Below are 11,904 nucleotides of genomic sequence, written 5' to 3'. Positions count from 1 at the left end.
TTAAGGGTGCAATGCAAACTTGGTGAAAGGACGCTTGATCGTCCACACCATTAAGACAGAATAGAAGACATCTCGCAGAAGTGTCATCATGTAATTCATCACTTGCGCGTCTTCATCAGGGCTCACGGAGAAGCAACCGCAATCAATTCCGAGTCCCCGCGCCCACGCCTGCGCGATGCCGATCATGAACAGCACCAGAACTATTTGCCCAACCCACGCCGATGGTCGCAAAAACAGCCCCAGCAATAGCAGCAGGCCGCCACAGATCTCCAGCGGGCCAATCAGGTAGGACAAGTAGTGCGACCACTCAGGGGTAAAGATTTCATATGCCTTGATGCTTTGCGACACCGCGAGCTGATCCGTCAGCTTCGACGCCCCCGCCTTGATCCACACATAGGCCATATAGAATCGCGCGAATGCACTAATGATGTCGAGCACGAGAGGTGCACTGATCTTGGTTTTGGTCACGGAGTTAGCCTAACAATCTACGGGTGAAGGGCATAGCGGCGGTAGGGGCGCCGGATGGTCCAGACAGTGAGGGCGAGGAAGAAAGCGTCGCGAAGCAGCGTCAGTGCGTAGTTCATGCCCTGGCTTATGTCGGCGGGGTCGTAGCCAAAACACCCGCAATCAATGACGAGCCCCCGCGCCCACGCCTGCGTGATGCCCACCATGAACAGCACCACAACCATCGCAGCGACTGACGACGCCTCCCGCAAGAACAGCCCCAACAACAGCAGCACCCCACCCATGAGTTCTAGGGGCCCGATGAGGTAGGCCAAGTATCCGGACCACTCCGGGGTAAAGATGCCATAGGCCTCGATGGCCTGGGTCATCTCCATCCGGGCATCCAGTTTCTGTATGCCGGCGATAATCCACACGGCAGCCATTCCATAGCGTGCGAGCGCGCTGATGAGGTCAGGCACCGATAGGGATCGTAAGGCTGTCATAAACCATTAGCCTAGACCTCCGAGAACCTGTGACACCAGCGCCTGTGCTTCTTCCTGCACCTGCTTGAGGTGTTCTTCGCCACGGAAGCTCTCAGCGTAAATCTTGTACTTATCCTCCGTGCCGGACGGGCGCGCGGCAAACCACGCGTTCTCCGTCGTCACCTTGAGGCCGCCGATCGCCGCACCGTTGCCCGGCGCCTCGGTGAGCTTAGCGACGATCTCCTCGCCCGCCAGCTCCGTAGCCGTCACCTGCTCCGGGGAGAGCTTCTTCAGGATGGCCTTCTGTTCACGGGTAGCTGGGGCGTCGGTGCGCGCATAGGCCGGCGCACCATATTCCTCCGCCAGCTCCGCGTAGCGCTGCGACGGGGTCTTGCCCGTCACCGCCAGGATCTCCGCGGCCAGCAAGTCCAAGATGATGCCGTCCTTGTCGGTGGACCACACCGTACCGTCGAAGCGCAGGAAGGAAGCACCGGCGGATTCTTCGCCGCCGAAGCCGAGGGAGCCGTCGACAAGCCCCGGCACAAACCACTTGAAGCCCACCGGCACCTCCACGAGCTCCCGGCCCAGGCTGGCCACGACGCGGTCGATCATGGAAGAGGACACCAAGGTCTTACCCACGCCCGCATTTCCCCACTGGGGGCGGTGGCTAAACAGGTACTCGATGGCCACAGCCAGGTAGTGGTTCGGGTTCATCAGCCCAGCGTCCGGCGTAACAATGCCGTGGCGGTCCGCGTCGGCGTCGTTGCCCGTGGCCAGGTCGTACTTGGAACGGTTATCCACCAACGAAGCCATGGCGTCCGGGGAGGAGCAGTCCATGCGGATCTTGCCGTCGGTATCCAGCGTCATGAAGCGGAAGGTGCCGTCGACGTCGGGGTTCACCACGGTCATGTTCAGCTCGTAGTGCTCAGCGATGGCCGCCCAGTAGTCCACCGAGGCGCCGCCCATCGGGTCCGCGCCGATGCGCACGCCGGCGTCCTTGATAGCCGCCATGTCCACGACGTTGGCCAAATCGGACACATAAGAGTCGAGGTAATTGTGCTTGACGCAGCGCGCATCGAGCACGCCGTCAACCGGTACGCGCTTCACCCCGTCGAGCCCGGCGCGCAGGTAGTCGTTGGCTTTTGCTGCAATCCAGTCGGTGGCATCGGTATCCGCCGGACCGCCCGTTGGCGGGTTGTACTTGAATCCACCATCGCGCGGCGGGTTGTGGGAGGGGGTAATCACGATGCCGTCGGTGCCCGGGTTGGTCAGGATGGCGTGGGAGACGGCCGGGGTCGGGGTGTAGCGGCCGCGGTCATCCACCCGAACCTCCAGTTCATTGGCAAGGAGGACCTCGAGGGCGGAGACCATGGCGGGTTCGGACAGGGCGTGGGTATCACGGCCGATGAAGATGGCGCCCGTGGTGCCCTGCTCGGCGCGGTAGTCCACGATGGCCTGGGTGATGGCCAGGATGTGGGCCTCATTGAAGGCGGTGTCCAAGGCTGAGCCGCGGTGTCCAGAGGTGCCGAAGGAAACCTGCTGGTCAGGGTTATCGGCGTCGGGGGTGCGGGTGTAATACGCGGTGACCAACTCCGCGATATCGATGAGATCCGAAGGCTGGGCTAGTTGGCCGGCGCGCTCGTGTGCCATGGTGGTTTCCTCCTTGGGGATGTGGATGTACCTTAAGCTTGCCTGCTTCACGACGTTTTCGCATCCCAACTAGGATGGTGCCTATGCCACAGATCCTTCTTGTGGGCTGCGGGACCGCGCTCGGGGCGCTGGCCCGCTTTGGCCTTTCTTCGCTTCTCGGGGGCGGCGCGCTGCCGCTGTTGCTCATCAACGTTGTTGGCAGCGCTGTCATGGGCTATGCCAAACCGCCCGCGTTCTGGGGCACGGGTTTCTTGGGTGGGTTCACCAGCTTTGCCGCGTTTGCGTATCTCACTTCAGGTTTCGGGCCGGCGCAGGCGGGGGCCTACGTGCTGGCGACGGTCGTCGGCTGCACCGGGGCCTACCTCATAGGTGACCGCCTGCAGGATCGGAGGCATGCATGATCCTCTCCATCCTGGCCGTACTCGCCGGCGGTTTTGTGGGCGGTTGCGGGCGCTACCTGTTAACCCGCATCCTGCCCTCCCCCACGTGTACCTTCGCCGCCAACCTCATCGGCTCTGCGGTGGCCGGCGTGGCCTATGGCTACGCCACGCACGCGCACACCCCCGAGTTCTTCCTCCCCTTGCTCGCGGCCGGCGTGGCGGGCGGGCTATCGACATGGTCCACGTTGGCCAAAGAGCTCGGTGACATGATTAAGGCCAAGCGCTGGTGGCGCTTGGCGCGGTATCTCTTCTGGACGGTGGGCCTGGGCATCGTCCTGGCGTGGCGCGGGGCGTGGGTCGGCTCGCTTTTGGCCTAGCCTTCTCACCGCACTCCGCGTCTAAGCGCGCGAAGTGTTAGTCGGCGATGGCGTCCAACGGCGGGGTCTTTGCCGCGCGGTGGGCCGGCCACAGGGCCGCCAGCACACCGACGATGCCGGAGCCGACGAGCATGACGACGAGCATCATCCACGGCACCGTCGTGGAGTCGAGGCCCTCGTCCGCAAGCACGGAGATGAAGGACCACCCCATCCCCAGCCCCATGAGGATGCCCATGAGCGCACCGAAGAGAGCAATTTGTACCGATTCCACGGTGATCATCGTGCGAATCTGGCGGCGCTGGGTGCCCACCGCGCGCAGCATACCGATCTCTTGGCGTCGTTCAATCACGCCCAAGGTGAGGGTATTGACGATGCCCAGGATCGCGATGACCACAGCCAACGCCAGCAGCGCGTAAAGGATGGTGAGCATCTGGTCAATCATGCCGGCGGCTTCGCCTGCGTATTCCTCGCCGGTGCGCACCTGCACCACGACGAGGTCCTTGACGGCCTCCTCCAGGTTGGCGCGCAGCTTTTCCTTGTCATAGCCTTCCTCCGCGTTCACGGAGACCACCATGACGTTGAGGCTAGTCGGGTCGACGACCTCCGTTGCCGCGGAGGCGGAGACAGCTAAGCGCGGGAGCATCTGGAAGGGCTCATACGTGCCGAGGAGCTTCACCTGCGTGGTACGAGACAGATCCGGGCCCGCCAGCTCATAACTCTGGCCGACCTCCCAGCCCTGCTCTGCAGCCAGGTCGGCTTCGGCGATGAAGCCCGGCTCCTCGCCCGTCTTCAGCGATCCTTCCACCAGGGTGAGGTTAAGGACGTCATCGGCGTTGCCGTCAACCACCTGGCTGATCGCCATCTCCGGGCTGTAGTTCATGGAGGCCTGACCATCGACCTGCAACGGCGCGGTACTCATCGACACGACCTGTCCGACGCCCTCAGTATCGCTGGCGCGCTGCACGGTCTCGTTCGGGGTCGGAAAGTTTCCAGACGTCGGGCCGGACAGCAAGAAGTCCGCGCGGGCGTCCTGCTCGACGGTGCCGGCCACCGAGGCCTTCATCGTCGCACCCAACATGCCGATCGAGGTCACCAGCGCCACGCCCAGCATGAGAGCGAATGCGGTCGCCGCGGTACGGCGCGGGTTGCGCGCCGAGTTCGTCGAGGCTAGCTTGCCCACCGCACCAAAGGGCGCACCAATCACGCGGCCAATCGCCGGAACGATGGGCAGGGAGATGGCCGGTCCAGCCAGGAAGAAGCCAAGGATCAGGTTGAGCGCGCCAAGACCCACGAGGGAGGCACGGATGCCCGTGGAGGCGTCGATAAGCACGCCGAGGACCGCGAAGATAATGCCCGCGACGAGCAACAGTCCACCCAGCACGCTGCGCACGAGGAGCGAAGAACCAGCTGCAGACTCGGTTGTGCGCATGGCTTCCACCGGCTTTACCGCACCCGCGCGGCGCGCCGGCGCCCACGCGGACACGATGGTGACCACCGCGCCCAAGAGCAGCGGCACGACTACTGCGCTGACGCTCAGGCCCAGACCGCCGCCCATGGGCATGTCCTTAGCTTCAAAGACTGCCTTGATGAGTGCGACTAAGCCCATACCTGCCACCACGCCGACGGCTGAGCCGACGAGCCCCACGATGAAGGCCTCCGTCACCACCGAACGCGTGATCTGGCTGCGGGAAGCACCGAGCGCACGCAGGAGCGCGAACTCCTTGGTGCGCTGGGCCACGATCATGGAGAAGGTATTCGCGATAATGAACGTGCCCACCAGCAGCGCGATGAGGCCAAAGGCGATGAGGAAGTAGTTGACGAATTTCAGGGCAGAGGAAATCTGATCCGACAGCTCATCGGCCAGCTTCTGGCCGGATTCCGCCTCGACCTCGAAGGTGTTGTTGAGGTGCTCCACGAGCGCATCGGCATCGACGCCGTCGGCCGCAGCGACCTTCAGCTGGGAAGAGTCTCCATAGCGCTCAACGAAGGCCTCGTGTTCCATGAGCAACGTCAGACTGGGGCCCTGGTCCACCACAGGCTTGACGACGCCCACGACCTTCACCTCATCGCGCTGGTCCGGGTGCACGACGAGGAGGGTGTCGCCGACGTGGATGCCGAACTTCTCGGCGGCGGAGTCGTTGATGAGGACTTCGCCGGTCCCGTGGGGCTCGGAGCCGTCGACAAGCGTGGCGGGCTCACCGACGGATTGGTCCTCCGGGTAGTAGGGCTGCACGCTGGAGGTGCCGCCGCCGGTTTGAAAGGCCTCGGCATCCTTGTTGGCAACCACGACGGTCTGGCTGCTTTGCATGTTGACTGCGCGCACGTCGGGGTCGGCGGCGATGTCATCGCGCATCTTCTGGTCGAGGATTGGGCCGCCTTCCTTCTGGCTCACGGCCGCATCCACACCGGTAAATGCGGTAGACACCGCAGAGTCGAAGGTGTTCGACAGCGAGTTGGTGAACATGAAGGAACCCGAGATAAACGCGGTACCCAGCACCACCGCCAGCAGGGTCAGGGCAAGGCGCAGCTTATGCGCGAGAATATTGCGCACGGAGACCGTGCGCATGGTGTTCTTTGTGGCCATGCTCTAGCCCTCGATTTCTGCCATCACGGCGTGGATGGACTCCATGGTCGGATTCATGAGCTCATTAACCAGGCGGCCATCGGCGAGGAAGACCACGCGGTCGGCGTACGAGGCGGCCTTGGCGTCGTGCGTAACGATAACCACGGTCTGCCCATCCTTGTCCACGGCGGTGCGCAAAATGTCGAGCACCTCGGCGGAGGAGTTCGAATCCAGGTTGCCGGTGGGCTCATCACCGAAGATGATCTCCGGACGGGAAACCAGGGCGCGCGCACACGCCACGCGCTGCTGCTGGCCGCCGGAGAGCTCGGCTGGGCGGTGGGACAGGCGGTGGGACAGACCAAGACGCGTGGTGACCTCATCAAACCACGCCTTATCGACCTTGTTGCCAGCGATATCGGTAGGCAGCGTGATGTTCTCTGCCGCGGTCAACGTGGGCACCAAGTTAAAGGACTGAAAGATGAAACCCAAGCGGTCGCGGCGCAGGGCGGTAATGTCTTTATCGCTGAGCTGCGACATATCGGTGTCACCGATGAAAGCCGAGCCGGACGTCGCCGAATCGAGGCCCGCCATAGTGTGCATGAGGGTGGATTTGCCGGAGCCCGACGGGCCCATGATGGCGGTGAAGGTATTGCGCGCGAACTCAACGTCGACGTGGTCCAACGCGGTGACTGCGGTATCTCCCTGACCGTATTGTTTGAACAGGTCAACGGCGCGTGCCGCGGCAGTCGTCGTTGGGGTGGTCATGGACGTGTTCTCCTTATAGATAGGGAAAGTAACGTCACTACCCTATCTTGCCTTGGGTAAGTTATGTGACGCGTGTGGTCTAAAATATGCTCCATGCGCGCATCCCTTTCCGCTCTAGAGCATTACGACCGTTGTGCCGAAGCAGCCGCGGCTCAGGTCATGCGCCACTACTCCACTAGTTTTTCCCTGGCCACGCGGCTTCTCTCACCCAGGGTGCGCGTGGATATCCGTAACTTATACGCCATGGTGCGCACGGCCGATGAGATCGTCGACGCGGGGCTTGCTCCCCAGGACGCCGCCGTGCTTCTCGACGCCTACGAGGCCACCGTCCGCGCCGCCCCCTCCCAGCGTTTTCACGCCGACCCCGTGGTGCACGCGTATGCGCTCTCCGCGCGGCGCTGCGGATTCCAGGACGAGCACATCGCAGAGTTCTTTGCTTCCATGCGCTGCGATCTGACCCAGAGCACGCACACACACGACTCCTTCGAGAATTACGTGTCCGGCTCCGCGGAAGTCATTGGGCTCTTGTGTTTGGATGCCTTCTACGCCGGTCAGGCGCGACCGGCCGGCATCGAGGAAGGCGCGCGGCGCTTGGGCGCGGCGTTTCAGAAGATCAACTTCTTGCGCGATCTGCGCGAGGACTCCGCAGACCTCGGCCGCTCGTATTTTCCAGCGCTGCCCGATCCCACTGGCTTGGACGAGGAGAGGAAGGCTGCCATCATCGCTGATATTCGCGAGGACCTGTCTGTAGCGCAGGGTGCCATCGAGTTGCTGCCGCGCGGCTCCCGCATGGGCGTGGCGGCGGCTACCGCCCTCTTTACTGAGCTCACCGACCAGCTCGAGGCAACCCCCGCCGTCGAGATCCTCACGACAAGGGTGTCGGTATCACCAGCGCGTAAGGCCTTCCTCGTGAGCCGGGCAGCTGCATCGGCGGTGAAATAAACATGGGCAAGCGGGTTGTCGTCATCGGCGCTGGCATCGCGGGGCTTGCCACCGCGGCGTTGATGCTGCGGGAGGGCTGGGACGTGGTCGTCGTCGAGAAGCAGCGTAGCGTCGGCGGGCGGGCGGGAGTCCTAGAAGTCGACGGCTTCCGTTTCGATACGGGGCCTTCGTGGTATCTCATGCCGGAGGCTTTTGATGAGTTTTTCCGGGCCTGTGGGACGAGCACCGAGCGTGAGCTGGACCTCGTCCCCCTCTCGCCTGCGTATCGCGTGTACAACGAGGACGGCGCGTTCCTAGATGTGGAGAGCGGCGTGGAGGAGGTCGCGCACCTATTCGAGTCTATTGAGCCGGGCGCGGGTGAGCGCGTACGGGCGTATTTGGCGCGCTCCTCCGACGTCTACGCGGTGGCGCTGAGCAGCTTTTTGTACACCACGTTTTCGCGCCCTACTGAGCTGCTGACACGGGAGGTGCTCACGCGGCTGGGCACGCTCGCGATGCTGCTGACGCGTTCGCTGGACAGGCTGGTAGCGGCGCAGTTTCAGGACTATCGCCTGCGTCAGGTCCTGACCTATCCGGCGGTGTTTTTGTCGACCGAGCCTCAGGCCGCGCCGGCCCTGTATTCCTTGATGAGCCACACCGACCTGGTCGAAGGTGTGCGCTACCCGCAGGGGGGCTTCGCCGCGGTGGTCGCGGCGATTGCGCGCCAAGCGGAGGGTGCAACCTTCCTCATGGGTACCGCGGTGACGGCAATTGAGTGCACGGACGGGCGCACAACTGGCGTGCGGCTGGATGACGGCCGCTTCATTTCTGCAGAGGCCGTGGTGTCGGCGGCGGACCTGCGCCACACCGAAACCGCGTTACTGCCAGAGGCAGCGCGGACCTACCCGGAAAGCTACTTCGCACGGCGCGATCCGGGTTTGGGTACGGTTCTGGTGTTCCTCGGCGTCCGCGGCGAGCTGCCGCAGCTTGAGCACCACACTCTGTTGTTTAGCAAGGACTGGGAGCCCGATTTCCGCGCCGTCTACCACGGCCCGGAGGCCTCGCGCCCGCTGGGTGCTTCGGAGTCGATCTACGTGTCGAAGACGTCCGCGACGGATCCTGACGTGGCGCCGGAGGGCTGCGAGAACCTCTTTGTGCTCGTCCCTGTGCCGGCGGAAGAAGCGTTTGGCCACGGAAGTGCCTACAACGACACAGAATCTGCCCGCGTCGCCGCGATTGCTGACGCCGCTATCCACCAGCTAGGCACATGGCTTGGCATTCCGGACTTTGCCGAGCGCATCGTCGTGCGCCGAACGGTGGGGCCCTCTGATTTTGCGCAGCGCTATAACGCGTGGGCAGGTGGAGCGGTGGGGCCTGCACATACGCTGCAGCAGTCCGCGTTCTTCCGTGGGCGCAACGTCTCGCGAAAACTGAAGAACCTGTTCTACGCGGGCGGAACGACCGTGCCGGGCGTGGGAGTGCCAATGTGCCTTATTTCTGCGCACAACGTCCTCACGCGGATGCGTGAACAGCGCTAAACGTTGGGCCCGAGTGCACTCTCAATTCGCGCTGAATTCCCCCAGTGCTGACCCCCGTGACAGAACTTGGTTCTCAGTCCCCACTCCACGGCATGGAATTCACGAAAAGGCCGTGCAGCGCTGCATAGCGTAGTCTGAGGAGGTTGACGTCGAGTGGAAAGGCGAAGCGATGGCAGAAACTACTGAGCAGGCCAGCGAGACCGTAGAGTCATGGCTGAAGCAAGAAGACGCTATCGATCCTAAAAAGGCCCCTCGTCTCCAGGAGCTCTTAGCCCGCGTTCCCCGTCAAGACCTCATCGCGATTGTGGAGCGTCAAAATGCTCTCCGCGCTGCGCTAGCCCTCCGCCTGCTGCCGCGGGAAAAGTCCATCGCGGTCTTTGATGCGCTCGATGCAAAGCACCAGGCGGACATCATTGATGAGCTGGGGAATGCCGATGTTTATGAATTCTTCGACGAGTTGGATCCCGAAGACCGCGTGGCCCTCTTGGATGAGCTGCCCGCCGAGATTGCGGATCGCCTCCTCCGATCGCTGACCCAAACCCAGCGCGATGTGACCGGAGTGATCCTTGGATACACGAAGGGCTCCGTCGGGCGTCGTATGTCGCCCGAGGTGCCCGACATTCACCCGGAAATGAGCATGGAAGATGCCCTGTACACGCTACGGGATACGGCCGATGAACTGGAGACCATCTATACCGTTCCGGTGACGCGCAAGGACCGTCGCCTGGTGGGCGTCGTAAGCCTGCGCGATCTCTTCACCGCGAAGAGGGGCGTGCTCATTGAGGACATCATGAAGGAACCGGTTTATGCGCGTGCGACTGCTGACGCCGAAGAAACCGTGCGGTGGTTCCTGCCCCTCGATATGCTAGCGCTGCCGATTGTGGATGATTCCCACCGCCTCGTCGGTCTTCTTACGTGGGACGACGCTACGGACATCATGGAGGAAGCGGACAGCGAGGACTCGGCTCGTTCCGGTGGTACGGAAGCACTCCAGCAGCCTTACTTGTCGACGCCGTTGCTCAAGCTCGTTCGCTCCCGCATTCTCTGGCTGCTCGTGCTCGCTGTGTCAGCTCTGCTGACCGTGCGGGTTCTCGATTCCTTCGAGGACACCTTGGCCAAGGCGGTTGTACTGTCGCTGTTCATCCCTCTGCTCACCGGCACGGGCGGCAATACAGGAAACCAGGCGGCTACTACAGTGACCCGTGCGCTCGCGCTTGGCGACGTCCGAACGCGCGACCTCCTTTCCGTAATGTGGCGCGAGCTGCGCGTCGGAATGCTGCTCGGCGCCGTACTGGGACTGGCTGGTCTCGTCTTGGCGACGGTGGTCTACGGCGTCGATATCGGTATCGTGATCGGTTCCACCCTGTTTCTTATCTGCTCGATGTCAGCGACGGTAGGTGGGCTCATGCCAATTGTGGCTAAGACGGTGGGCGCGGATCCCGCTGTGTTTTCTAACCCGTTTATTTCCACGTTCTGTGACGCGACGGGCTTGATTATCTACTTCTTCATCGCAAAGTCCGTCCTGGGTATCTAGTCCGATAGAAGCTTCGGCGCTGCATCGCACGGCCTGCCGACCTTCCTGCGGCCGTACTAGAGCCGCATCGTCCTCTTGGAAACAAGTCCTTAGCACCCTAGAGCAGCTGGGCTTCCACATGCATGACACTAGAGCCGCTTGCTATGCGGTTACCCCCTCTCCTCTACCGGGCTGAACACCATCGATTTCTGCGTCCAACTGTCCACCACAAAGAGTGTGGCTGCAACCTCTCTTGCCGCTTTTACGGACGGCCCAGAACCGTGGCAGTACAAGGTGCGCCTTGCCTTCTGCAAGCGTCCTGAAGTCATTCGCGAAGCAGTTGCCCGCCTGACGTCCGAAGAAAATGCCTGCGGCACGCGGCTTTGTGCTCAGTGTCAACAAATAGTCGCCCTGAGCAGCCACATGCAATCCTTCGCCTAACCCGCCAGCAATCCGATACCTATGTTAAGGGCAGCATGTAAGACTGAGCACTCAATGACGCTACCGGAGCGAAATCTCACCGCGCCAAGTATCCACCCACCGAGGAATTGAACCGGAAGTACGGGCCACAGATGAGCATCAAAGCTCAACAACACCAAATGGGGCAAAAGAAAAAGAGCCGCCTGAAAAGTGTTTCCAGCCCACAATCCCCAACGCCGAAGAAGTAAACCCCCGAGAAATCCGCGGAAGAAAAACTCTTCGCCTACAGCCCTTAGAATCGCGGCAACACTTACCCCTTGAACAAAAACGACGCCCGGCATGCCGAGACTATCCGTAGATACAAGACGGATACCAAGATAACCTAATCCAAGCAGCACAGGGAACAAGATGACACTTAAAGCTGCTGCCTGCAGGTTTCCCCAGCGCCAACCCACATTTGCCCGAGCTCGAGACACCCCGATTGACCCGCGTCGGACAAGGATATAGAGCACTGAAGGGGCAAGGAAGAAAAGAAATTCAACCATGTTCCTAGTCCTTTAACGTGAACCGGCGAAGCAACGCGACCCTAAAATACTCGCGCTTCTCATTCTACGATTCTGTGTGAGAACAGGACTGAGCAACATTGGTGGGGTAAGTAATGCCGCCCTGACAAATTGGCTCCAGGTATCGATATACGCAACGTCTCGGGTGGTTCGTGCGCAATCAGAAATGGACCCTTAAATTGCAACACACAATGGTTGTAAAACGAATTGAAGGACCAAGACTCGATAAGTCTTGGTCCTTCAACTTTGTATTGAGTTGTTTGTTTTGTTTGGTGTCGGCGGTTTCTT

At 61.8% G+C, this 11,904-nt stretch carries 12 protein-coding genes; 6 read left to right on the top strand and 6 right to left on the bottom strand.

The annotated features are described in order from the left end of the window. The 3 genes from HMPREF2932_RS07080 to pgm are packed head-to-tail and all read right to left on the bottom strand — an operon-like array spanning position 1 to position 2,576. Complete coding sequence (locus HMPREF2932_RS07080) at positions 1 to 468, bottom strand: MauE/DoxX family redox-associated membrane protein (protein ID WP_070516121.1); 468 nt, start codon at positions 466 to 468, stop codon at positions 1 to 3. Between the two features lie 17 nt (positions 469 to 485). Beyond that, a complete protein-coding gene (locus HMPREF2932_RS07075) occupies positions 486 to 947 on the bottom strand; it encodes a MauE/DoxX family redox-associated membrane protein (RefSeq protein ID WP_070754683.1) in 462 nt (153 codons plus the stop codon). 6 nt (positions 948 to 953) lie between these two features. Further along, the gene (pgm, locus tag HMPREF2932_RS07070; RefSeq protein ID WP_071409897.1) at positions 954 to 2,576 is read right to left on the bottom strand and encodes a phosphoglucomutase (alpha-D-glucose-1,6-bisphosphate-dependent); all 1,623 of its coding nucleotides are present in this window, start codon (positions 2,574 to 2,576) and stop codon (positions 954 to 956) included. Positions 2,577 to 2,659: 83 nt separating this feature from the next. Between pgm and HMPREF2932_RS07065 the strand changes: the two genes are divergently transcribed. Then, positions 2,660 to 2,977, top strand: coding sequence for a fluoride efflux transporter family protein (locus HMPREF2932_RS07065; RefSeq protein WP_049157652.1), 318 nt, complete (start codon positions 2,660 to 2,662; stop codon positions 2,975 to 2,977). Further along, positions 2,974 to 3,333, top strand: coding sequence for a fluoride efflux transporter FluC (locus tag HMPREF2932_RS07060; RefSeq protein ID WP_049157650.1), 360 nt, complete (start codon positions 2,974 to 2,976; stop codon positions 3,331 to 3,333). The genes HMPREF2932_RS07065 and HMPREF2932_RS07060 overlap by 4 nt, the downstream gene beginning before the upstream one ends. 37 nt (positions 3,334 to 3,370) lie before the next feature. Here the strand turns inward: HMPREF2932_RS07060 and HMPREF2932_RS07055 are convergent, their stop codons facing one another. Further along, positions 3,371 to 5,917 carry an ABC transporter permease gene (locus tag HMPREF2932_RS07055; RefSeq protein ID WP_071409896.1) on the bottom strand — a complete coding sequence of 849 codons (2,547 nt, stop codon included), beginning with the start codon at positions 5,915 to 5,917 and terminating at the stop codon, positions 3,371 to 3,373. A 3-nt stretch (positions 5,918 to 5,920) separates the two neighbouring features. Next, a complete protein-coding gene (locus tag HMPREF2932_RS07050) occupies positions 5,921 to 6,661 on the bottom strand; it encodes an ABC transporter ATP-binding protein (protein ID WP_070547170.1) in 741 nt (246 codons plus the stop codon). 93 nt (positions 6,662 to 6,754) lie between these two features. On the opposite strand from HMPREF2932_RS07050, the gene HMPREF2932_RS07045 reads away from it, so the two are divergent. From HMPREF2932_RS07045 to HMPREF2932_RS13700, 4 genes are all read left to right on the top strand, one after another. Beyond that, positions 6,755 to 7,603 (top strand): phytoene/squalene synthase family protein, encoded by an 849-nt coding sequence (locus tag HMPREF2932_RS07045; protein WP_070547169.1) that lies wholly within the window; start codon positions 6,755 to 6,757, stop codon positions 7,601 to 7,603. A gap of 2 nt (positions 7,604 to 7,605) precedes the next feature. Next, a complete protein-coding gene (gene crtI, locus HMPREF2932_RS07040) occupies positions 7,606 to 9,120 on the top strand; it encodes a phytoene desaturase family protein (RefSeq protein WP_071409895.1) in 1,515 nt (504 codons plus the stop codon). A 169-nt stretch (positions 9,121 to 9,289) separates the two neighbouring features. Then, a complete protein-coding gene (mgtE, locus tag HMPREF2932_RS07035) occupies positions 9,290 to 10,654 on the top strand; it encodes a magnesium transporter (protein ID WP_071409894.1) in 1,365 nt (454 codons plus the stop codon). Between the two features lie 216 nt (positions 10,655 to 10,870). Further along, the gene (locus HMPREF2932_RS13700; RefSeq protein ID WP_210397772.1) at positions 10,871 to 11,074 is read left to right on the top strand and encodes a hypothetical protein; all 204 of its coding nucleotides are present in this window, start codon (positions 10,871 to 10,873) and stop codon (positions 11,072 to 11,074) included. Here HMPREF2932_RS13700 and HMPREF2932_RS07030 read toward each other — a convergent pair. Continuing rightward, positions 11,071 to 11,598, bottom strand: a complete 528-nt coding sequence (locus tag HMPREF2932_RS07030; protein ID WP_071409893.1) for a CPBP family intramembrane glutamic endopeptidase — start codon at positions 11,596 to 11,598, stop codon at positions 11,071 to 11,073. The genes HMPREF2932_RS13700 and HMPREF2932_RS07030 overlap by 4 nt on opposite strands. Positions 11,599 to 11,904: the final 306 nt, after the last annotated feature.

Source organism: Corynebacterium sp. HMSC074H12, from assembly GCF_001813755.1.
In the GTDB taxonomy this organism is placed as follows: Bacteria; Actinomycetota; Actinomycetes; order Mycobacteriales; family Mycobacteriaceae; genus Corynebacterium; species Corynebacterium hiratae.
This window is presented reverse-complemented; position numbering and strand designations above follow the sequence as displayed.